Origin of the sequence: Microcoleus sp. MON1_C5 (assembly GCF_036701875.1) — a bacterium.
Classification (GTDB): domain Bacteria; phylum Cyanobacteriota; class Cyanobacteriia; order Cyanobacteriales; family Microcoleaceae; genus Microcoleus.
In genome coordinates this window covers 1-21,748 of record NZ_JAUBRN010000029.1, presented here as the reverse complement: position 1 = coordinate 21,748, position 21,748 = coordinate 1, and the positions used below count along the sequence as shown (strand labels likewise).

Sequence of the window (21,748 nt, the reverse complement as noted above, 5' to 3'; positions counted from 1 at the left end):
GCTACCGCGAGGTACCTTCTTCAGTAGCTGAGGTACTCTCGCGCTGCGATCGCTTGTACGATCGCCAGAAAGTTCGATCGCTTAGAATCTTTCGCCAGTCCATCCCACAGACACGCGCTCGACCTTTGCTACTTGCTCGTGTAAGGAATACAGCCGTAGAGCAGTTGCCGGAACTGCGCTGTCTGCCTGCGTCCAGGCCACAGAAGTTTGGTCATTTTTCGGGGTCGGTGTTAATTTCATAAAACATTGCCCGCTGTTAATTGACCACGTAACACCCAATCTAAAGGGATATGCTAGTTATACTACTCTTAAAAGGTTATTAAAAGGTAAAGTTTTGGCCATCAAATGGTTAAATTATTAACGTTAAGTAATATAACGGTAAAGGTCGGATGGGAATGTAGAGCTTTTTTTAAGAATACAATAATAAGTTTGCCGAAATTCCTTTTTCTTCCCGTGCCGGCTACGATCGACGATAGCAAGTAAAAATTCTGTAGACTGCCTATCATGTTGCTGCATTTGAGTACCTGGCCCGAGGTAGAAGCTTATCTCCAAAGCTCCCGAGGCATAATTATCCCGATCGGCTCCACCGAACAGCACGGGCCCACCGGCTTGATCGGGACTGACGCCATTGCTGCCAAGGCGATCGCCCGCGGTGTCGGCGAAGCTGCCAATGCCTTAATCGGCCCGACAATTAATGTCGGGATGGCTTTGCACCACACCAGCTTTCCCGGCACAATCAGCTTCCGACCGCAGACCCTGATATTGGTAATCAGGGACTATATCACATCTTTGGCAAAAGCGGGATTTGAGAAATATTTCTTCATTAACGGTCATGGTGGCAACATTGCGACAATGAAAGCAGCATTTTCCGAGACATACGCCCATTTGTCAGACTTAAATTTACCAAATGCCGATCGAATCCAGTGTCAAATCGGCAATTGGTTCATGTGCGGTTCAGTTTACCAACTAGCAAAAGAATTATACGGAAACCAAGAAGGTTCCCACGCCACCCCCAGCGAAGTCGCCTTAACCCAGTATCTTTATCCAGAAGCAATCAAGCAAGCTCCGCTTTCGGAAGAAGTCGGTTCCGGGCACAAAATTTACGGTGCTGCTGACTTCCGCCGCCGATTTCCCGACGGGAGAATGGGTTCAAATCCGGGCTTAGCAACCCCCGAACACGGTCAGCAATTTTACGAATTAGCAGTCAAAGAATTGACTAATAATTATTTGGAGTTTTTAAATTCCGATTAACGTTTTTTCTTCTCATTACCAGAAATAGCTTGGCAACGAGTAAAAATGTCAAACTCTTCTATATTTTACCGTTAAGAGTGATTCAGCGACATGATATTTCATGTATCTGAGAAAAGCTATATCTCCCGATTAACCATCGGGAGAATATCAAAATTACTCCACAATCCAAGGAGTTAAACAAGGTGTCCAAGCACTCAATTCTTCTTCCTTGAACCAAAGGCTAATTTCCGCATTGGCAGTTTCCACAGCATCAGAACCATGAATAATATTGCGACCCACATTCACAGCCAAATCGCCGCGAATTGTCCCCGGTTCTGAATTCAGAGGATTTGTTGCGCCAATCATTTTCCTCGCCGAGGCCACAACGCCGTCGCCTTCCCACACCATCGCCACCATCGGCCCGGAAGTGATGAAGTCTACCAGTCCCGCAAAAAAGGGTCTTTCTTTATGTACGCCATAATGCTGTTCGGCAAGTTCGCGACTAGCCGTGATTAGCTTCATGCCAACTAGCTTAAAGCCCTTGGCTTCAAAACGACCGATAATTTCGCCGACGAGTCCGCGCTGTACGCCGTCGGGCTTAATTGCTAAAAAAGTCCGTTCCAAGATTAACTCCTATAATTGTGTTAACTGATCCAAAAGATAGAGTAACTCAGAACGCACCTAAAGGCAATTCTGAGAATTGGAAATTGTCATTTGGAGACTTATGGCCGCAGGAAGAAGGAAGAAGGAATAAGAAGAGGGAAGAGAAAAGAGGGAAGAAGCAATAAAAGCAAGGGTTAAAGAAACCGGGTTTCTCAGAAAAATTTTTGTGAGCAGCGATGAATCTCCGAATAAACCAGGTTTCGAGACTCTTATGCGTCTAGGACTAATTTGCAGAGAGCATCCCGATTCTGTTAAAAGCATTTTTTAGCAGTTCGAGCAGAATGCTCAGTTGCCTATATAAGCTACTCAGCCTTTAAATTGCCTGTAAATAAATAATCAAACTCTTGTGGGGTGGCTTTGAGCAACGCCCGAAATATCCAATCTAAATGTAGAACATTTTATCTCTAGCGAACAAGATGCTCGAACTTCTGGCACACTATGATACAAGTCACAGTTTCCTGTGACTGCAAACACTCTTACCTATGATCTAAAATACAAATATGTATGATAATAAACACAATTATTTAGGCTCGAAAATATAGATAATTAACGGATGTATGAAGATTATCTTGACAGCAACTATTCAGGCGAAAAAAGTATGAAAGCCATTGTAGCATTCATTGAACCCAAAAAGCAAGAGTTTGCAAAATTGCCCTTGTTTGACTTTCTAGCCAATAAACATATTCACGCGAATCAACGACTAATTTTTGCACCTGTACTCGCTCCTTTGGCTGTGGGATTGAGCGATTTAAATAAATATGTACTGCGAGAATCTTCTAGTAATAGCAAAGTTCAGGAACTCGTTAATAAATATACTTATAAAAAAAATTATTACTGGCACGACTATCTAGAATACCTAGAGGAACTGGGCTTAAACCAATTAATGAGTTACGGCGATTTCAGACTGCTTTGGGGTGAAGAAACTAAAAAAACTCGATCGCTTTGTTCAGTGCTCGAACGCTACGCTTGGAAAGCGTCTCCCATTCAGAAACTGGTGTTAGTGGAAGCCCTCGAAGGAACGGCCCAAGTTTTTTTTGAAGCGGCGCTAGCAGTGGTAAAAGAATTACAGCCAATTACCCAAAAAGAATCTGTTGATTTTGGAGGAGATTATGGGGGTTTAGAAAATTATCACCTTTTAAACACGCCAGAGATGTTGCAACTTGTAGCAGAGATAAAACTTACTAATGCAGAATGCCAAGCAGCTTTAGAATTAGCACAAAATGTATTTGAACTGTTTACAGAAGCGATGAACGAGCTGTTCCGACACAGCCAAACAAATTCTTGCAAGACTGTGCTGCAAATATCCTCAATTTCTGCCTTCGCTCATTGCGCGATCGACTGTCTCGATATTTGTTAGTTTAAACAATCACTAAATTATCTCGGTGTACCGCCGTTTCTACGCCTGCATAGCCTAAAATCTCAGCAATTTTCTCGGACTTGCAGCCCTGGATTTGTCTCAATTCTAAACTGCTATAATTCACAAGTCCTCTAGCAATTTGCTGGCCGGTTGCGTCGCACAACTGCACGGAATCATCAGCTTGAAATTCTCCTTCTACTTGAGCAATACCCGCAGCTAAAAGCGATTTTCCGCCCTGGGAAATTGCCTTGACAGCACCCGCGTCTAAATATAGTTTCCCTGCCGGAATTAGCACGTTAGCTATCCAGTGTTTGCGAGCGTTTACAGGGCGCGGTTGAGGCTCAAATTGAGTGCCGATCGACTCTCCGTTGAGTATTTTCTCGATATTACCAGGAAAGCAGCCGTCAGTAATGACTGTACGCACTCCCGATGCAGTTGCTATTCTCGCCGCTTCAATTTTTGTCACCATACCGCCGGTTCCCCAACCGCTGCGGGAATCTCCTGTTTGCACCTGAAATTCTGTGAGCTGTGCCATACTTTGGACTAGGGCGATCGGCTGCGCGTCTGGATTGCTGCGCGGATCGGCGGAATACAGCCGATCGACATCTGTGAGCACAAACAACCAATCTGCTTCTACCAAACTCGCTACTAGCGCCGAAAGCGTATCGTTATCGCCAAATTTGAGCTCGTCTACCGCTACTGTATCGTTTTCATTGACGATCGGAATCACGCCCAACCTGAGCAGTTGCTGAAAAGTATTGCAAGCGTTAACATAACCGTTACGCTGCACTAAATCGCCCCTGGTGAGCAATACTTGAGCGATCGGCTGTTGCAGAGTAGTAAACAAATCATCGTACACCCGCATCAGCCGCCCTTGGCCCACAGCCGCCACAGCCTGTTTCATAGCCATGTTTCGCGGGCGTTCCGTCAAACCCAAGCGCGCGCAGCCAACTCCAACCGCACCCGAAGAAACCAAAACTACTCGATGGCCTTGCTGCCGCAAATCAGCTAAAATTTCGACCAATGCACCAATAGTTGAAAGAGCTAAGTTTCCCGTAGTCGATCGAGTCAGCGTCGAAGTTCCTATTTTAACAACAATAGTTTGAGTCATTTAAATCTTTCTAATTCCTGCTATCAAGAGAAGCCCCCAAAGCTTGAGAAACCCAAACTTCAAAAGAGCGCACCGGATACTTGCGAAGCGCATACCCAGCATCAACCATTGGTTCCACTAAAATAGTAAACATACCCAAACGATTGCCTGCCAAAACATCAGTAAAAAGTCGATCGCCCACCATCGCCACTTGTTCCACCGGCAAATTCATTGCATTAATAGCCTTTCGCAACTTGCGGCGCGACGGCTTAGCCGCACCCGTGATGTAGGGTAGATTCAAAGACTCAGCAATCCGACCGATCCGAGTCTGACTTAAATTATTGCTCGCCAACCACAGCGATACCACGGGTTTTATTTCTTCCACCCACAGGGTGAGTTCAGGAGAAGCATTCATGGCAGTGATGGGAACGAGAGTTTCGTCCACATCCAAAACTAATCCTTTAATATTATATTTCTGCAGAATATCAGCCGTTAACTTCATGACTGAATCGCCGAGAACTAAGTCAGGCTGTAGTATTTTACCCCAAGTCATAATGATTTTAGATTTTAGGTTTTAGATTGAGAAATAAGAAATTGGAAGTTAAAGATTAAAAAAGTAAAAAATCAAAAGTGAATAATTATTGCTTTTGATTTGTGACTTTTGACTTTTTACTTTTGTATTAGTCCTTGCCTATCTATTGAGTCGATCGCAACTGCTGGTCAACTTTAGCAATCGCAGCATCGTGTTCCGCCTGCGTGCGGCTAAAAATGTGAGTGCCGTCGTATCGAGCCATAAAGTACAGGTATTCTGTCTTTTCCGGAGTCAGAGTCGCTTCCAGACTTGCTATTCCCGGAGATGCGATCGGAGTTGGCGGCAGCCCTACATTGATATAAGTATTGTAAGGAGAAGGAGTTTCCACCTGCTTGAAAGTCAAAGGCTTTTCCTTCGTTTGCCTAATGCCGAGGGCGTATTCAACCGTCGGGTCAGAACCCAAAGGCATACCCTTATTCAGACGGTTGTTGAATACCCCAGAAATACGATTGCGCTCGCCCGCAACCACAGCCTCTTTTTCCACAATACTCGCCAGCGTCACCCACTCTTTCAAATCCAGCTTAGTATTCTTCTGATTTTTTTGATATATCGGCAAAGCCAACTCCTCGAAGCGACCCAGCATTTGCTTAATGACAGCTTGCGGGCTAATTGCATCGCCGTCTAGCTGATAAGTATCCGGGTACAAAAACCCTTCCAAGTGAGGCAGGCCGCTCGGCAGCCAAGGGTACTGAGCGTAGGGAACTTGACTCGCCACCGCCATAAAATCCTGAGCCGGGAAAAAACCTTGCGCTTCAAAATAAGCGCTCATTTGTTGCAGCGACCACCCTTCTGGAATCGTGAAACTCTGCTGTACGACTTCGCCCTTCCAAATTTTGTCAGCAACTGCACTCAGAGGCTGAGTCGGCGACAGTTTGTAAGTTCCTGCTTGAAAACCTCCCTCGCGGTTTTGCAGAGTCAGCCAGCGGGTCCACATATTCCATGCCGAGCTCGATCGAATCAACCCCGCAGCCTCTAAATCCCGCCCGATTTTTTGACTGGGAGTACCCTCCGGGATTTGAATCAAAACAGCAGCATCCTCTGGCGGAGAAGTTGACGTTTCAGCTATTTTAGGCGGGGCGGAAGCCCAGCTCCACCAAGCCCAGCCCTGCCAAGCGCAAACCCCCCAGATTGCCGGCAGCAACGCCAGATAAAACAACCATTTAGAGACTTGCGGAGTTCCTTTTCGGCTCTCGCGCGCGCTGCCTTTTGTCATTTGTTCTTTACTCATAGTCCGTTGTCCTGGATAAGCGGCGGTTAACTAGCGACTAATGACTGATGACCTGCGATTGATGACCGAAAAGTTAGGAATACAAGCCCTTTAAAAGACCCTATTCACGCGGCCCAATTCAAACGCCCGATCGCGAAGGCAGAAGCGGCCATCTCCAAAAAGTTCGATCGGGCGAGCAGTTTACTTTTTTATAAAATAGTAAAAAATTCTGCTTTTTGCCATCAGACCTTGTGTCTGCAATTAATCTCTAATCAAGATCGTCAAAGAACTGGTCTTCCAGCATAGGTAACATCGGTTCCAGCCTTTGGAACTCTTCTTCCGAAAGCAATTCTGGCTTGCCGTCGTCATCCATTCTAGCCAAGATAAAGAACGGGTCGAGAGGCGTATAAATGGCATATTCCTGTTCTTCGTGGTAAAAACTGGTCAGCCACATCAGCTCCTCGAACTCCGACTCCTCATCCGGATCGGCATCGGATGCCATATCCTCTTCGGGAAATTCCGGCAATTCGCCAACCACAGTCAGCGTCACCGCCGTGCGTCGGAGCGTCAAGTTCTGCTCTTGCAGCACAACTTTAGCTGTATCAAAAATTTTGTCAATTTCGGCCTCGTCTTCTACAGGAATTGCTGCTTCGTCGTTATCGTCTCCCTGCCAAGTAAAAATTTCTACGGGCGAGTCAACCGGAAGCAGCAAAGCGTATTCTTGACCTTCTAGATTCATAGAATATTCTATGTTGCAAGTCAGCGATCGCCCAACTTCATCCGTCAGGGTGACGGACTCTTCGTTGGAATTGCCATTCTCTTTTTTGCGGTATGGGGATGAGGACATCGCGTGTATCTTATTTTCCGTCAATAATTCAGTAACGTTTGCTTGACAATGGGGAATTTTCGTGGCGATATTCTGGCTAAGTGGGCGATCGCCAGTCCACCAGCTTAAACCGCGAGACTCGCGGCCTTTTCCACAGGCGAGGAGTGCAGCGTTTAAATCTCAGTCGAGTCAGCAAGCGACACTGAGGACAAATCACGATTTTGTGCTTCTTCAGTACCGAGGTACAGCAGAATTTTCTCCAGTTTGTCAAGGGTTACAGGTGTGCGTAGCAAACTTGCACAACCAGGATATCACGCCTTTGTTACCAGCTATCAAGGATTGGGAGGGGCGCAGATATTTTGCCTCCGCTCGTCTAGCCACTGCTGCAAAATCAGGGCGGCTGCTTTGCGATCGATCGCACCCTTATTTTGCGACACCGAAATCCCTTGTGTTTTCATCAATTCCTCTGCCTCAACCGAAGTCAGGCGCTCGTCTACGTATTCTAGGGGGAGCTCTAAGGCTGTGGCGATGCGAGTAGCATATTTCTGCACTTGTCGGGCTTGAGTGCCTAATTCTCCGCTCAGGGAGTAGGGCAAGCCTGCAACCAAAATTTGAACTCTCCGCTCTCGCACGATTTCTCGGAGATAAGCTACGTCTCGCTCGAAGGACGATCGTACCAGTGTTGTAATGCCCGTAGCTATTAAACCAGTGCCGTCACACCCGGCGATGCCGACTCGTTTGAGGCCGATATCTAATCCCAGTGCTGAAATCCATAATTTATCGTTGGACATTATCAATCAATCAATTTTAGATTTTAGATTTTAGATTTTAGATTTTAGATTTACTTCTTTGTTATCGGACTTTTTTTTAACGAACCGCGAAGACGCGAAGGACGCGAAGAAAGAAGAGAAGAAGAGAAGAAATTAAGAAGAAAATAGGTAAGATTAAGTTGATATCAATCTAAAGCAGAAGAAATATTTGGGGAAGATGACAGAAAAAAAGTAATTTATTGAATGATTAATTCTCTTTTTTTCTGCCTTCTACCATTTACCTTCTGCTTTCACTCATTAAGAATTGAGTTCTCCCGGCCAGCCGCCGTCTAGAGGCAACTCTGGCAGATTTAAAGGCAAAATGCTGCTGCCATCAGTTGCTGCTGATTCGGAATTTTGGCCGCCCAAGGGGTTAACTTGATTCGTTTGACTGTTTCCTGAGTCAGCCAACAGAGGTTTAATCTCACAGGACGGGTGCCCTGCTGTTGCTTCCCCAGCCATCGGGCCGAGCCAGGACATCCTGCCCGGTACGGGTTTGCGAGTTGGCTGGAAGCTTTGCAGCATTTCTGATAGCTGGAGTCCTTCGAGAGAGACCAACTTGGACTCGCGCAATTTGTGCCACACCGATCGAGACATCAGCAAACTGTGTTCCACGCGCACTGCTCCAAATTGCTCTAAATAAGCTTCCCGTTCCGGCTGATAGTCAGCGGAAGCCAGTTGCAGGCTTTGAACCGGGAAATCTTGAACGAGGCGCGCCATTTGGGACAGCAGTTCTGGGTAAAGCCAAGTGTAGGCCGGGTGTACAGTCAACTGGGCGACGTGCGGTTGCTGGCCGTTGCGGGATAGCTGCACCTGAAAATAGCCGATCGCGGCTTTGCGCTGCGGTTCAAACACGTAGCCGCTGACTACCTCGGTTTTGCCCAGCCACTGTCTGACACCTTCGACTAAAGCGCCGAAAAAACTGGTTTTGAAATCTTGAATGTGGCGATCGAATACTTGGCGCACCAGGGGCGGCATAGACGCGGTATCCAGTTGGTAGAGCAACTGAGCGTCGGCGTTGCTAACAGGCAGCAGGTTGGGCAAATCTGGGGTCGAGTTTGCCATTTCTTGCAGGCGTTCTGGGGCGATCGTCCAGTATGTCATCTGGGCCAAAGGCTGAAACCCATTCTGCCGATACAAAGCCAAGGAAGTTTTGTCGCCGACATTCACTTCCAACAGCCACGTCCGCGCCTCCCAGACTGCCTCAAAGCAGTACCGCAGCAGCATTGAACCAATTCCTTTGCTGCGGGCTTCCGGGTCTACTCCTATGCGATCGATCCGCCAAGTGCTGCGGGTGCGGTTGAAAGGAGAAATCTGAATTATGCCCTTAACGCTCCCCTCTTCTTCGGCAACGTGGGCCCGGAACAGGGACTGACAAGGGTTGGGAAACAAGCTAAAAATCTTTAGCAGTCCGTACCAGCGGCGAATCTGCTGCAACTTTCTACCCAGTACCACGTCGCAGCTTGCGCCCTTGCGATTTTCTGGCTCGTCGGCTGTTTCCGCGCACAGTTGTTCCATCACCTCGATGTCGCGATACTGAAACGGGCGAATCACAACCTGGTTTTGGTTTTGGGAGGGAAATGAAGTCATAGCATAAAAGTGGAGAATGGAAATTTAAAAATAAAAATTCAGAAAGGGGAAGAGTTAGGGAAGTTTTGAGTTTTGAGTGGGTAAATTTTGAGTTCAAAACTTATAACTTTTGATTCTTCTCCCTTTCTTGCGCGATCGAAAATTAAAAATTTCAAATCATCTTTTTGAATTTTTAATTTTCTCTTTTCAACTCAAGATTTTTGTGGCAGAGGTCGAATTAGAACGACCGGTGTTCGCTCGTCACCATTCCCGGCGGGGTTGCTTCGCAAAGCTTGCTCTAAGAATGTTACCGATAAATCGGAGGTCGCTGCTAATATCTTAACTGCTTTCAAGTCATTAGCGTCTACGATCGCCGCCGCAAGCCCGGTTTCTCGTTGAATTTCTTCTACAACTTGCTGGGGATTGTCTGGGCCCAGGACAATAAATTGGTCGAAGGGAGGCAAAGTCCCGGTAACGTCGTCGATGAGCCTGGCTTGTTCCCCTGCTAGTTGGTAAAAGACTCCCGGTTTGCCAAATATTTTGGCCACAGCGCCGATCGCAAATGCCGCTACTACGCGCCAAGGGCCTACTACATCAACCAACGTCTGCATCCCGCAAGCCGTGGCCAAACTCGACGTGGGCAAGAAAAACAAGCACACTCGCTTTGCCGCCCATCCTGGTTTGACTTCGCTGGGATGGCGGTAGCGTCCCTGCATCAAAGCTAGGGGAGTTTCTGCCAAGGCGACAATATCCCCTTTCTGGGCGCGCGGCAGCACGTACCGCTTGACTATTTCGACTGGATTGTCCAATTCGGCCAGTATGTGAGTGCGAATCGGCAAGACTTCTGCCACTCCGACATTTCGGGCGATGGGTACGGTGTCCGAGTTGGGAAATTGCAGCGGGACTACTACGTTACGGACTTTGGGGATGCGCCCGCCCGGGCCGTAGGTGACGAAGTGTACTTGCACCCAAGCTGATTGCAATTTGGTTAAATCTTGCCCTTGAATGTCTACAGAGACTTTAATTTTCGTGTTTTTTTGGGCTTTAACAATATAGCCGAACCAGTAATCGTCTGTTCTGGCTGCTGCCTCTTTGTGGCAAGGAATCACCTTTGTCTCGGAAGTAACGCCATCTAAACTTCCGTCAGACAGCAGTTTCACCTGCGCCCGCACTTCCGGCAACATAATCTCAAACCGCTGTGTCAGGTTGCGGAACTCCATTTCCCCGACTAAAAGATAGCGGTTGGGTTCCGAGATGGCTAAGTGCCATTCTCCTGCTGTTAGTTCTAGTTTATTTGGACTTCCAGTCCGGCGATAGTTCAACTCTAGGCCTAACCCGCCCAATGCTAGCAGCGAACCTGCTGCTGCGACTCCTGTTGCTAAAGTCTCGATCACTCTAATTACCGCCAATAATAATTTCTGTTTACTTTAGTCGATCTCTGTCACTTCGATCGACGATCCGGTAGTAATTGAAGTTTTGGGGGTTGTTGGGGGCGATCGAACTTATGCCCAATTACACGTAAGTGCGATCGCCTCTGGTGGCTAAAGCGGTCAAGTTGCTGTTCAAAGAGCTCTCCTCGTGAGTTAGATCACTCCAAAATCTGGCGTTGCTTAATCAGGGTATGAAAAAAATCCGTTGAAAATCCCCAATCTTTGTGGATACTGGTTTCTCTGACTTGCATATTTAGCCTTTCCTACCGGAAATCAGCAACGTCTACAAAACAAATCACTTAATTCAATAATTAAATAGTTGCCATTTTTATAATAAATATTATTATCTATTTTTTTAAACGTTAAATTATAAGCTGATAATCGACATTTTTTAGAAAATCTATTAATCATTTAATCTGTAAACAAGTATGTAGACAGGAGTCATTTTTGGATCGCTCAGCTAAGACTGTTCCAGATGTGCGATCCTCTTCGAGGGCTTCGCTAACGCGCGCCTCCAGCTTCTTCAAGGTGGAATGAACAGCGAGCCGCTAGCGCCCTAGTGGTCAGTACCTTTGAGAATCTACTTCTTAAGTAACAGTCAAAATCTAGTTCTTAGGCAGTACATTTTCTCAGAAGTATATAGTTAGCCTAGTAAATGTAGCAGTAATACCCAAGGATATCTATGACTGATAATAAACAGCCTTTTAACCAGCCTGAAGCAAATCCTGACTTCCAGGAAAAGAAAGTTGACAATAGCGAAAACCAGCAGATTCAGGCTCAGACTAACGAAAATGCAGAATCACAGGAAGATCAATCATCAGGCTCAGGCATTGGTGCGAGGATAGCTGGAGCAGCAGTCGGTGGTATCCTAGGTGCTCGCTCTGGAGGCATTATTGGTGCTGTAGCAGGCTCAGTTGCTGGCGCGATGATTGGTAAAGGTACTGCTGATACTGTTAACCGTGCTGTAGATAATTTAGGGGATGCAGCACACACCGTAGCAGATGGTATTAAACACACTGTAGAAGAGCTAGGGACAGTAGCAAAGGAAACTGCTGAGGAAGTTAGACCATCTATCAAAGCTACAGCAGAAGCAGTCAAGGAGACTGTTGAGGAAACTAAGCCTTCGATTAAAGGTATAGCCGAATCTGTCAATGAGACAGTTAGGGAAGCCAAGCCTTCTGTAGTAGATGCAGTCAAGAGTGCATCCGAGGAAGTCAAACCTACGATTAGAGAAGTAAAAGATTCAGTCAAGCAGACAGTCGAAGGTGTCAAGCCTTCTATACAAAGTGCAGCGGACTCTATTAAGAGTACTGCAGATGAAGTTAAGCCTTCTGTCAAAGCTGTAGCTCAGGAAATTCAGGGTGCCACTCAGGATCTTAGATCGACTGTAAAAGATACAGCGAAGGCAGTGGAGCCATCTATAAAAAGTGCAGCCGAATCGCTTCAGTCATCTGGCAAGAGTGCAGCCGAATCAATCAAGTCATCTGCTCAAAGCGCAGCCGAATCTGCTAAAGGTGCAGCGCACGATGTTAAGTCATCCGCCCAAAATGCTGCCGAATCTGCTAAAGGTGCAGCGCAGGATGTTAAGCAGGATGTTAAGTCCTCTGCCCAAAATGCAGCTCAATCTGCTAAAGGTGCAGCGCAGGAGTTTAAGCAGGATGTTAAGTCATCTGCCCAAAATGCAACCCCATCTCCTCAAGGTGCAGCGCATGATTTTAAATCATCTGCCCAAAATGCAGCCGAATCTGCTAAACCTCCAGTGCCTGATTTTAGGTCCCCTGCCCAAAATGCAACCCCATCTCCTCAAGGTGCAGCGCACGATGTTAAGTCATCTGCCCAATATCTAGCCGACTCCGCCGCAGAGGAAAATAAGGATAGTGATATTCACATCTCCGGCAGTCCTGAACTCAAGGACAAAGTGGTCATTAATGACCAGAGAACCGTTAAGGACTAGGTAAAGTAAGGGCTTAACTCCAGCTTGTTAAAGCTAGCCCTAAGAGAATTTAACAGAGAGTGGATCTTAGAAAAGAGTCCACTCTTTTCTGTTTAGGAGGAATGCGATCGCCTAGGGTTTAACGGAGAGTCTATTTATTGAGGGACTCTCCCCCTAAAGAAGGAGAGATTCCGTTCAGAGTTCATAATAGGTTGTAGCCATTTGGCGTAACTGCTCACCGCAACAAAGTTGCAGTGAGCAGTTACACTTTAACTGAGAGTGCGCCACTTAATATTTCCTTACATAGTTATGAATTTTTCCACCGACTTACTTAGAGTGAAACTTTGTTTGGCGCTAAAACTGTTAAGGCTTTGAGTGTTGTGGCTCTTGGGGGCGAAGATACGGAAATATTTGTGTGGGAGGCGAACAATTGCTCGACTAGGGGCAGAAGTGGTTAAAACTGCTAAAGTTTTTTGTAGAAAAAGCTGCTTGATAAATCGAGAAATAGTTAGGGTCAAGCTGATGTGGCCAGTTCAACCCCTAACTATTTAATATCCAAATTGCAAAGTCACAGAAGCTTCTACCTGCTGTTCCCCTCCCACCACAGGCGTTGTAGCGTCAGCAGCAGCCATGCGAGCACCAGCCAATTGCCGATACATAGGAGGTGGCGGGCTAGCACCGTTGACTTGAATGCCCAGAATCTCTCCCCGCTTCAGGTTGAGGGCGCTAAAGGCTGCATCCGCTTGCGCTTGAGCGTCTTGAGTTGCTTTTTTGATTGCTTGTTTTTGAGCTTGTTCGATCGCACTATCGGCAGCGACAAAACTCACGCCGTCGATGCGTGTGGCTCCGGCATTCACCGCATCGTCAAGCAAAGTGCCGGCAGATGCAGTATTAATCCGAAAACTGAGGGTATTCGTCGCCGTATAGCCCGTCAAGCGCTGTTGGTTGTTGTCGAAGTTATAAATGGGATTGAGGGAGATGCCGGCAGTTTCGAGTTTTTCGACTTGGCGCGATCGCAGCAACTCTAGCACAGCCGACGATCGCCTCGCCGCTTCCTGCTGCACCTCGGCCGCCGTTTTCCCCTGCACCTCAACCCCCAGCCGCACTTGTGTTTGAGTTGTAGGAATCGCTTCCACACCCCGCCCAGTAACAGTCAACGTTCTGATCCGCTGTTCTTGAGCCGCCGCCGGATCTAATCTCACAAAACTCACGAGAGTTAAGGTTAAACACAACGCTGTTACCAGACTGCGGAAGTTAATGCGATCGCCACGCTGCAAATTTGAACTCATAAACTTGATTCTCCTCACATACAACAGATGCTATACTTTACCTTCCCACTGAAATTGCTAAATATCCGGGTTGTTACATTTTTAGCAACTAAAAAAATAGTCAGTAATTATGAAGAAATTGTGAGTTATTATGATGTCCGCAGGACGCTCGACTAAAGAAACCCAGTGTTCTGGGGAAAATAAGAGGTTGGGCAACGATCAAAAACGATGAATATAGAAACCCACCGGGTTCCTGAAACTGTCGGCGCAACTCCTAGTTCATTTTAAATATTTTTTTAATATTCAATAGTTCCGACAGTTTTTAAGCAGCGAGAGTTCCATAAGACAGGACTGAAGGAAGGTTAGGACGATTTAAAATAAAATTCCGGTCTAACTATAACTTGTAAACAAACGTACAAATTATATACTTAGTAAATCATCTAAACAAGGAGTGAATAATTACAGCCGATGGAGTAAAACTCCGGCGCCGCAACGAAAGTAAGGGCAATTCATGTTATTAGAAACATGATAAAAATCTGTGTTTGGATAATATTTGTTCGGAGAGTTTTAAAAAAAAATGATATTAAAATGAGTGGAGGAATAGCCTAAAATGGCTACATCTTATGTATTGTAGAGGAGATAGTCATGCCAGGATTTTGAACCTATTTCAAGAAATTGGAGTTCCTCAACAAAGACAAGAAATTTTATATTGGTATCATCTGAAAGAAAATCTCTATAATGCAGGAGGTTCACGCTCAACGCTCAAAGCAAGCAGAAAGTCTGTTAGGGTCAGGAAAAGTTAATGAAGTTATTAATTAATTTAAAGACCTCAAAAGAAAAGCATTTTAAACATTTTGCAATTATTTGATAACTCATCGCAGCCGCATAGGTAACTATCAATACTATAAAGAAGAATCTCTGAGTTCTCTCGGCTCTAGAACAGTTGAATCAACAATTAAACGCATTGGACTAAGGGTGAAACTATCCGGAGCGAGCGTGGAATGTGGAGACTGTTCCCTCTATCCTTTCTCTTCGCTGTGCTTATCTCCATGGTCAACTTTCCACTTAATATCTTTGGAAAAGTGAGATGCACCCATTAAACAGTCTCTGACATATTCCATAACGACGGGCTGTTGGGTATATTCACCCGATCGCTTTTCGATTAAGCTGCGCCACGTTAAGGATTCTAGGGACTCTAATAGGGTCGCCCGTGAAATTGCAGGTACAATGTGGGCTTGCAGTTGAGCAATGGTTGTAGATTCTTGATTAATCGCCAACAAATACATGATGGTTTTTTCTACGGGCGACAATCGCTCAAATTGCCGAGCTAACAAGCGGCGGATGCCATTAAATACCAGTGTCTTTTCTTGCAAAAATGTGGCAATATCTCCATCAAACAAACTCTGAATTGAGGCAGAAACTATTTTTACTACCAGCGGATTGCAACAATACAATTCACAAAGTTGGCGTTTTTCCGCATCGGTTCCCACGAGTTGCTTGGAGTCAATGAATGCCAGGGATGTTTCCCTGGAACCTTGCACAGAAAGCGATCGCACGGCTCCATTAAAATTTTCAAATATGCCGACTTCTGCTGATTTCTCGCGGCTGGTCAGTAAGATACAACTCTGATGACTCGATTCTCCGAGCAACTGAAATAAGTCACCATAGTCTGTGAAATCTGGCTGGTAGTATCCGGCACAATTGCCGGCTTGTAAAAGGGTGTCTTGATTATCCAAAATTACCAGACAGCGATGAGTTTGCAGCCAGTATAGCAACCGTTCTATTTTTGGTTGAACATCTTGCCGGTTGGAAAGAAAAGGTACGAGTTCAGACAATAACGTATCTAAGAGAGGGCCCTTGCGGAGCGATCGCCAAATTACAAATTGAAATTGTTCTTGTAAGAGTTGAGCTACTTTAGCAGCTAAGGTACTTTTACCGATACCGCCCATTCCCACCAAAGCAATGAGTCGGCAGCGGTCTTGGATCATCCATTGAGTGAGGGTTTCAATCTCTTCAACTCGACCTTGGAAGCTGGAAACATCGATCGCCTCGCCCCAATAAATTGAACGTTGGACTTGAGGTTGGGGAGTGGCGATCGGGACATCAAAGTGAGTGAGAATGCCACGTAGGTTGGTTTTGTTGACTTGGCGGCCCAAAGCATCACTGAGAAGCTTCCAAAATTTGGGGCCAATGTCCCGTTGGAGATAGTTGATGGAATAGCCCGATCGCTCGGCGATGCGATCGTAGGTCAAGTTATTCCAGGCACCGAATAAAAGAGCAACTTCAACCTCAGTAAGCGTTCTAGCGATTTTGCGGGCGATAGCCTGGGTGGCGACCTCCAATGCCTGCTCAAATTCCATCTATTTTCTCGCTCTGTATAAAAGTTCATCTACCTTAAATCATACTTTCCATACTTGACAAGTCCATACTTTCCTGTAAACACAGCATCGGGGAGTTTTGATAGATTATTAATCACCAGGGGTTACAAAGCCTTGAAAGCTTAACCATCTACAACTCTCTATAGATAACCGCTCGCAAGACAACGCATCAACAGGTTATTTGCTCTAATTGGGAAGCATTTACATAACGTTAGCAACACCCTTCTTCTGTCACTCTGGGAAAATAAAAGTGAGAGCTAAATTTTAACTGTAGATATATCGGGGATTTGAGGGTTTATTTTCTAACAGAATGGCGGAAATTAAGATTTTTGATAAAAGTCTTATGCTCTAAGCATCCCGGATTATTTTATGCCGAAAGTGACAGAAGAGGGAACACTCTAAGTACGAATCAAAAACCTTAAAAAAATAATGACACAATTGTTTGTTCCATCATCCCGATTGTTAACAGCGAGTGGTGACAGGCAGCAGGCGAAGAAGTTTACCTTGGCTTCAAGAGAATGGTTTGACCTACAAAACCAAGTGCAAGCCGTATTAGCCCTGCCATTTGACTTCGGGGAATACGAGCAACGCTACGGAGATGCTTCGTCTGGTTTGCAGATGAAGGAATGCTTCGATGCCATGCGTGCCATGCGAGAAGTAGCATCGAAGTACGGTAATCCCAAGAGTCTCAGGGCTAGTATCCTGAAAAACCCCAATTTCTTGGCAGAGGCCAAAAGACCAAGAAATGATGCTTTCTCTGCAACCGTATGGACGCTTGAGCTTGCCCATCAGAACGCCTTTACCTTGGCATCGGCACTACGCAACATTCCGGATAATGCTCGTGGGGAACAACCCTCCGACGTGGTTGCGGGCATCAAGAGCCTTTTCCTGGATACCGACCAGATCGTTGACAAGATGCGCCAGACGGTGGAACAACTGGATTTACTAATCAAGGAATTCCAAGCTCTTGAGGACGAATTGGAGGAAGCTCAGGCAGCTATGAAGACTTATACCGAGCGTTCATCTAAGACTCGCATATCACTTGACAAAGAGATTGGTGAACTAAAAGACAAGATCGCCCAACTGGAAAAGGATCGTGATACCGCCTATCAAAAATGGTTGGATCTAACTATTTCAGCTTGTGTAGTTCCGGCTGTCATTGGTATTGTCGGGACTGCTATCACAGTTATCCTTAGTGTGCCGACTGCCGGTGCTGGGGCTGCAGCCGCTGCTGGAATTACGACGGTGCTCGTAGGGGTAGCTGCTACCGCTCTCAGTATAGAGGCAAGTAATGCACGTACCTCGTATGACGGACTGATCCAGGAGGTAAGCTCTAAACAAGAATTCCTCCAAAAGCGAATCGCCTACCGTCACGACCTTGGCGCACTTGACAATTTGATGAAGTTCTCACTTCCAACCTCAAGCGGAATTATTAGCCAGCTTCAAGCTATCAAAGCGGCATGGGCAAGCTCAATAGACGAGATCCGCGACAGGGTTGCTGATCTGAGTATCGATAATCTGGCCAGCGGCCCCTGGCTCAAAGAGCAGGAAATGGCGGCGTCAGCCGCCAACTGGATCAAGGTGGACAATGCGCTTAAAGCCTTCGTCAACGATTCATTTGTTGACTCCAACTTGATTCCATTTGGAAGCCCCCTGCCAAAAGACGACCCAGACTGGCAGAAAAAGTTTGTCTCACAGTTCGCAGCTTAATTCCGACCTGACCTTTGTTTATTGACCATCCCACAGTATTAAGGAGAAATATCATGCCTAATGAGCTATCCCTCGTCCCACCTGTTGGTCTGACCCAGCCTGCCGACCCGGCATCCGGGCAACCCAGCCGGTTCACACTTTTCAGCGACAGTTGGTTGCAACTACAAGGTTATGTTGGTGCCGCTCTTGAACTACCTCTCACTACTGGTGATTTTGAGCAAAAATACGGTAGTTTGCAAAGTTCAAAAACAATCACAGAGTGCGTTGATGCCATGCGCGGTGTGAGAGAGGCATCGACGGAATTTGGAAACCCAAAAACCCTCAGGGCAGCGTTGATTACCAATCCGAATCTCTTGGCCACTAAGGAACCACCGAAGGAGATCTACACGCATACTGTTTGGCTGGGTCAACGGGTGCATCAGACAGCCGTGAATCTCGTCAGTGGCTATGAAAGTGTCTACGACGGTTTGACAGGTCTACCCCCCAAGGAGCAAGTGGAAAACCTCAAGGCTTACCTATTCGACGAGACTTTAGGACCCATCCCACTTTCCAAGCAGATGTCCGATGAAGTTGGTGTCCTGATCAAGAAGCTCGGCGCCTTTGAGCAGAAGATGAATGAATACAACGAAAAATTTCAGGCATTCACAGCCAACTCATCAGATTTGATGGCGGAGGTGAACACCGCTATTGGCACATTAGGAAATAGGATCAAGGAGCTTGAGCAATCCCGGGATGAAGCTTACAAGGCATGGAGGGATTTCACTATTGCAGCATGCACTGCTTCCGTGGGCTGTGCATTGATTGGTGGTGTATTGGCACCGTTCACTGGCGGTATCTCTCTCGCAGTCGGAGCCGCGGCAGCAGTGGCAACCGGCGTTGGTCTCGGTGTAAAAGCTGCTGAGAACAGGGCTAAGTACAACGAATATTGCAAGCAGATTGCAGGAGAAAGCGAGGAACTTAAGAAAAAACAGCGGCTGCGTGGCGATCTAGGTGGTTTCAATAACCAGATGAAGCTTGTGGGTCCAGCGATGGCTACTTTCCTTACAAATCTACAGACGGTACAGGGCGTATGGGTTCAGATGAACACTGATATGCTGGCGATCAACAATACCATCACCGACTCTAATGTCGGAACTATGCCTTTTCTTGTTAAGGCAAAGGCTAAGCTAGCCATCGACAGTTGGAAATCCATTGACCAGAGTGCCAAGCAGTTCACTGTGCAATCATTGGTTGATTACAGGAGCATTGCATTTGGCGACCCCATGCCCGAAAACATGCCAACAGCAGCCTAACCCTATCCAAGAGGTTATGAGGAGCATCCCATTGTGCTGCATGGCACAGTGGGGTGTGAATATATCAAGACGCTCCAGCACGTATAGATAAAAGACGGTCAATTGCAATGAAAGAATTTTTTGGATTAAACCTAGCGGTACCCAGTACCAATATACTGAAATTTGATGATACTAGCAAGTTAGCTTTTGATACAAGCTCTTGGAGGTATCTCCTACGCTACATCAGCAAAGTCGAGAAATTGCCAGCAGAATTCAGTGGCAGCTCGGTTGCCACAGGCGAAGCACTGACCAAGTTACGGTCAGAGGTGGGAAGTTTCGGTTCGCCCAAAGGACTTCGGCAACTGTTAACTGGAAATCCGAATCTATTGGCGCATGTTCACCCCCCTTCTATGCTATATGCAGCCATCGTATGGCTAGCTCAACGCTTGCATGAGTCAGCGGCATCTACCGTTTCGTTTTTGCAAACCCTGTTGGAGGCGAAATCGGGCAATGATGTGAAGGCAGGTCTGCAAAAACTTGGTACCAATGCAGGCAATGCCATGAGGATTATCAGCGACTTGAGCGTGCGTTTGAGTGCCTTTAAGAACGAGATAATTGCCGCCAATAACGCTTTGTCCACGGCATACAAAAGCGATACGAAGCTACTCCAGGGCGAGCAGGAAGAAGTTGGGGCGTTGCAGGTTAGAGTAGAAGGCGTGCAAAAAAAGATTAATGACCTGGGGTTTTTCAGTTCTAACCAAAAACGCACAGGACTTGAGCAAGAATTGAGTGACTCGCAGCAAAAACTCAAAACTACAGAGACGCAGGCAGAGACACGCCGCACAGCGATCAGAGAGATTGAATCCATCCTGGAAGATGGGAATTGGCTCAAGTCTGGTTTAGATTATCTGGTGAGCTTTCTCGACAACCTGAGAAAGGTATGGACAGATTTCGGTTCGGCTCTAACTCAACTAGCTGCTGATGCTTCGGATACTCAGCTTGGAGATTTAGCTTTCGTGAAAAAGGCTTTGGGACTTGACGATGCCATCAAGCAATGGAAAGTGATTGATCAGGCTGCCAAGCAATTCACGGTCGAGTCCTTGGTGGATATTTCAACTCACTGAGGCTTTTTCATTCAAGGTAAAAGTTATGAAAAATAAAGCTAAATGCCGGATGCTACCAATTTGGCTAGTCATCGTGTTGTTCTCTGCTGTCCTATGGGTATTACCAGCAGATGTAGCGGTTACACAAATCAGTAATGTAACGGGTCAAAAAGAGGCGATTTCTCGCTTGGCTCAGTTCAACAATCAAGTTTCCAACATGCGCTCCGTGGTCAACAAACCATTGGGACCTTATCCAATATACACGCGCTGCACTTGGTGTAGCGAAAAAAAGTGGTGGGGGTTAGGCTTATGCACTAAAACAACAACCGAAACATGGGACACTAAAGTCGATTTCACCTGGACCAGACAAACGTTGTCTCGTATGCTTGACCAGGCTCAACGAAACGCCAGTACCTTCTCAAGCCGTTATGAACCGACACAAGCATGGATCAACAGTCTTCCTGGGTTCAGCGCGAAATTCGATGCCACAGCCGACATTATTTTAGCTGTTCAGGCAGATATCAAGGCAGGGGTAGGCCCCAATGACCAGCAGCGCCAGACAGTGACGCAGGCACTGTTAGAGTTGACCCAAGATTTGGGTAGAAGCTCGTCTTTGCTACAAGATGCCACAAGTTCTCTTGCCGCTTTTCTCCAGCAGCAGAGTTCTTATAAAGAGGCTATCAGGCAGGCAACAAATGATGCTGATCGCTCCGCACAAGAAGCGTTGACTAACTTAGGGAATCAATCCAGAACTCATCGCTGCCAAGACGGTCTCAACGAAAAATATGCTGGGATAAGAGCAGACTTCTCACGCTCGCTCCAAGAAATTTCGGATGCTTTTCGGATGCTTGAAGGAAGCAGCAGGGAAGTGGAGGGAAGTCTGGCTTCGTTGCTGGGATTCGTCGTTAATTCTCAGAGTCAACTACAGACGGTTATCAATTTGGTGAATGTGGCCAAAAATGACGAGCTTGGCAGCTTTCTTGAGAGACTCCACTTGAACGCAGCGAAAAAGCAGTGGAGGGATCTTGCTGATTATGCTGTCGGCAAACTATCGAACTGACGTTTTGCAAAGTGCGAGTAATTCTGGGCTGGATAATTGGAGAGGGCGATCGCATTTGAGAGAATTGGTGAAAAGGCTATTATGCCTCTGAATTGGATCAGTAGACTTGAGAAAGAAATCCCAGGGTTGGGAGAAGGGGCGATCATTTGCCAATAGGTTCTCCCGTTAACCCGGTGAGTAATTGCTCAACTAGGGGAAAAAATGGAGCCATCAATAGAGAGAGCTTGTTGAATAGATTGATAAGCAGTTAAA

Annotated in this window: 18 protein-coding genes and 1 pseudogene; 8 read left to right on the top strand and 11 right to left on the bottom strand. The window is 46.4% G+C overall.

Going from position 1 to position 21,748, the window contains the following annotated elements; translation table 11 throughout:
- Positions 1-81: 81 nt before the first annotated feature.
- Complete coding sequence (locus QUA71_RS15735; protein ID WP_015174720.1) at positions 82-240, bottom strand: hypothetical protein; 159 nt, start codon at positions 238-240, stop codon at positions 82-84.
- A 264-nt stretch (positions 241-504) separates the two neighbouring features.
- Here QUA71_RS15735 and QUA71_RS15730 point away from each other — a divergent pair, with 264 nt between their 5' ends.
- The gene (locus QUA71_RS15730) at positions 505-1,251 is read left to right on the top strand and encodes a creatininase family protein (RefSeq protein WP_333286304.1); all 747 of its coding nucleotides are present in this window, start codon (positions 505-507) and stop codon (positions 1,249-1,251) included.
- Positions 1,252-1,404: 153 nt separating this feature from the next.
- On the opposite strand, the gene ndk is transcribed toward QUA71_RS15730, so the two are convergent.
- Positions 1,405-1,854, bottom strand: a complete 450-nt coding sequence (ndk, locus tag QUA71_RS15725) for a nucleoside-diphosphate kinase (protein ID WP_333286302.1) — start codon at positions 1,852-1,854, stop codon at positions 1,405-1,407.
- 637 nt (positions 1,855-2,491) lie between these two features.
- Here ndk and QUA71_RS15720 point away from each other — a divergent pair.
- Positions 2,492-3,250 carry a hypothetical protein gene (locus QUA71_RS15720; RefSeq protein ID WP_333286300.1) on the top strand — a complete coding sequence of 253 codons (759 nt, stop codon included), beginning with the start codon at positions 2,492-2,494 and terminating at the stop codon, positions 3,248-3,250.
- A 1-nt stretch (position 3,251) separates the two neighbouring features.
- Here QUA71_RS15720 and proB read toward each other — a convergent pair whose 3' ends face one another.
- From proB to QUA71_RS15685, 7 genes are all read right to left on the bottom strand, one after another.
- The gene (proB, locus tag QUA71_RS15715; protein ID WP_333286298.1) at positions 3,252-4,361 is read right to left on the bottom strand and encodes a glutamate 5-kinase; all 1,110 of its coding nucleotides are present in this window, start codon (positions 4,359-4,361) and stop codon (positions 3,252-3,254) included.
- Positions 4,362-4,371: 10 nt separating this feature from the next.
- The gene (locus QUA71_RS15710) at positions 4,372-4,893 is read right to left on the bottom strand and encodes a YqeG family HAD IIIA-type phosphatase (protein WP_006633331.1); all 522 of its coding nucleotides are present in this window, start codon (positions 4,891-4,893) and stop codon (positions 4,372-4,374) included.
- 142 nt (positions 4,894-5,035) lie between these two features.
- On the bottom strand, positions 5,036-6,160 hold the full coding sequence (gene mltG, locus QUA71_RS15705) for an endolytic transglycosylase MltG (RefSeq protein ID WP_333286296.1): 1,125 nt from the start codon (positions 6,158-6,160) through the stop codon (positions 5,036-5,038).
- 247 nt (positions 6,161-6,407) lie between these two features.
- The gene (locus QUA71_RS15700; RefSeq protein WP_333286294.1) at positions 6,408-6,986 is read right to left on the bottom strand and encodes a DUF3727 domain-containing protein; all 579 of its coding nucleotides are present in this window, start codon (positions 6,984-6,986) and stop codon (positions 6,408-6,410) included.
- 311 nt (positions 6,987-7,297) lie between these two features.
- A complete protein-coding gene (ruvX, locus tag QUA71_RS15695) occupies positions 7,298-7,756 on the bottom strand; it encodes a Holliday junction resolvase RuvX (protein ID WP_333286292.1) in 459 nt (152 codons plus the stop codon).
- 276 nt (positions 7,757-8,032) lie between these two features.
- Positions 8,033-9,364: a GNAT family N-acetyltransferase gene (locus QUA71_RS15690; protein WP_333286290.1), complete on the bottom strand. Its 1,332-nt coding sequence runs from the start codon at positions 9,362-9,364 to the stop codon at positions 8,033-8,035.
- A 191-nt stretch (positions 9,365-9,555) separates the two neighbouring features.
- The gene (locus tag QUA71_RS15685; RefSeq protein WP_333217781.1) at positions 9,556-10,737 is read right to left on the bottom strand and encodes a F420-0:Gamma-glutamyl ligase; all 1,182 of its coding nucleotides are present in this window, start codon (positions 10,735-10,737) and stop codon (positions 9,556-9,558) included.
- Positions 10,738-11,455: 718 nt separating this feature from the next.
- Between QUA71_RS15685 and QUA71_RS15680 the strand changes: the two genes are divergently transcribed.
- Positions 11,456-12,727: a hypothetical protein gene (locus QUA71_RS15680; protein WP_333286288.1), complete on the top strand. Its 1,272-nt coding sequence runs from the start codon at positions 11,456-11,458 to the stop codon at positions 12,725-12,727.
- A gap of 527 nt (positions 12,728-13,254) precedes the next feature.
- Here QUA71_RS15680 and QUA71_RS15675 read toward each other — a convergent pair.
- Positions 13,255-13,995 (bottom strand): SIMPL domain-containing protein, encoded by a 741-nt coding sequence (locus QUA71_RS15675; RefSeq protein ID WP_333286286.1) that lies wholly within the window; start codon positions 13,993-13,995, stop codon positions 13,255-13,257.
- A 415-nt stretch (positions 13,996-14,410) separates the two neighbouring features.
- Here QUA71_RS15675 and QUA71_RS15670 point away from each other — a divergent pair.
- Positions 14,411-15,043 (top strand): annotated as a pseudogene (locus tag QUA71_RS15670) (ISKra4-like element ISMiva1 family transposase); the annotation flags it as partial.
- Here QUA71_RS15670 and QUA71_RS15665 read toward each other — a convergent pair.
- The gene (locus QUA71_RS15665) at positions 14,994-16,334 is read right to left on the bottom strand and encodes an NB-ARC domain-containing protein (protein WP_333286285.1); all 1,341 of its coding nucleotides are present in this window, start codon (positions 16,332-16,334) and stop codon (positions 14,994-14,996) included. The pseudogene QUA71_RS15670 and the gene QUA71_RS15665 sit on opposite strands and share 50 nt — an antisense overlap.
- Before the next feature lie 447 nt (positions 16,335-16,781).
- Between QUA71_RS15665 and QUA71_RS15660 the strand changes: the two genes are divergently transcribed.
- The 4 genes from QUA71_RS15660 (at position 16,782) to QUA71_RS15645 (ending at position 21,496) form a co-directional block, all read left to right on the top strand.
- A complete protein-coding gene (locus QUA71_RS15660) occupies positions 16,782-18,062 on the top strand; it encodes an alpha-xenorhabdolysin family binary toxin subunit A (protein WP_333286283.1) in 1,281 nt (426 codons plus the stop codon).
- 53 nt (positions 18,063-18,115) lie between these two features.
- Entirely contained in the window at positions 18,116-19,354 is a 1,239-nt protein-coding gene (locus tag QUA71_RS15655) for an alpha-xenorhabdolysin family binary toxin subunit A (protein ID WP_333286281.1), read from the top strand.
- Between the two features lie 107 nt (positions 19,355-19,461).
- Positions 19,462-20,457, top strand: a complete 996-nt coding sequence (locus tag QUA71_RS15650; protein ID WP_333286279.1) for a hypothetical protein — start codon at positions 19,462-19,464, stop codon at positions 20,455-20,457.
- A gap of 25 nt (positions 20,458-20,482) precedes the next feature.
- The gene (locus QUA71_RS15645) at positions 20,483-21,496 is read left to right on the top strand and encodes a hypothetical protein (RefSeq protein WP_333286277.1); all 1,014 of its coding nucleotides are present in this window, start codon (positions 20,483-20,485) and stop codon (positions 21,494-21,496) included.
- Positions 21,497-21,748 lie beyond the last annotated feature (252 nt).

What these genes read in the sequence shown, in the direction of transcription:
- QUA71_RS15735 (WP_015174720.1), bottom strand. Translation starts at nt 240, where the DNA reads ATGAAATTAACACCGACCCCGAAAAATGACCAAACTTCTGTGGCCTGG.
- QUA71_RS15730 (WP_333286304.1), top strand. Translation starts at nt 505, where the DNA reads ATGTTGCTGCATTTGAGTACCTGGCCCGAGGTAGAAGCTTATCTCCAA.
- QUA71_RS15720 (WP_333286300.1), top strand. Translation starts at nt 2,492, where the DNA reads ATGAAAGCCATTGTAGCATTCATTGAACCCAAAAAGCAAGAGTTTGCA.
- proB (WP_333286298.1), bottom strand. Translation starts at nt 4,361, where the DNA reads ATGACTCAAACTATTGTTGTTAAAATAGGAACTTCGACGCTGACTCGA.
- QUA71_RS15710 (WP_006633331.1), bottom strand. Translation starts at nt 4,893, where the DNA reads ATGACTTGGGGTAAAATACTACAGCCTGACTTAGTTCTCGGCGATTCA.
- mltG (WP_333286296.1), bottom strand. Translation starts at nt 6,160, where the DNA reads ATGAGTAAAGAACAAATGACAAAAGGCAGCGCGCGCGAGAGCCGAAAA.
- QUA71_RS15700 (WP_333286294.1), bottom strand. Translation starts at nt 6,986, where the DNA reads ATGTCCTCATCCCCATACCGCAAAAAAGAGAATGGCAATTCCAACGAA.
- ruvX (WP_333286292.1), bottom strand. Translation starts at nt 7,756, where the DNA reads ATGTCCAACGATAAATTATGGATTTCAGCACTGGGATTAGATATCGGC.
- QUA71_RS15690 (WP_333286290.1), bottom strand. Translation starts at nt 9,364, where the DNA reads ATGACTTCATTTCCCTCCCAAAACCAAAACCAGGTTGTGATTCGCCCG.
- QUA71_RS15680 (WP_333286288.1), top strand. Translation starts at nt 11,456, where the DNA reads ATGACTGATAATAAACAGCCTTTTAACCAGCCTGAAGCAAATCCTGAC.
- QUA71_RS15675 (WP_333286286.1), bottom strand. Translation starts at nt 13,995, where the DNA reads ATGAGTTCAAATTTGCAGCGTGGCGATCGCATTAACTTCCGCAGTCTG.
- QUA71_RS15665 (WP_333286285.1), bottom strand. Translation starts at nt 16,334, where the DNA reads ATGGAATTTGAGCAGGCATTGGAGGTCGCCACCCAGGCTATCGCCCGC.
- QUA71_RS15660 (WP_333286283.1), top strand. Translation starts at nt 16,782, where the DNA reads ATGACACAATTGTTTGTTCCATCATCCCGATTGTTAACAGCGAGTGGT.
- QUA71_RS15655 (WP_333286281.1), top strand. Translation starts at nt 18,116, where the DNA reads ATGCCTAATGAGCTATCCCTCGTCCCACCTGTTGGTCTGACCCAGCCT.
- QUA71_RS15650 (WP_333286279.1), top strand. Translation starts at nt 19,462, where the DNA reads ATGAAAGAATTTTTTGGATTAAACCTAGCGGTACCCAGTACCAATATA.
- QUA71_RS15645 (WP_333286277.1), top strand. Translation starts at nt 20,483, where the DNA reads ATGAAAAATAAAGCTAAATGCCGGATGCTACCAATTTGGCTAGTCATC.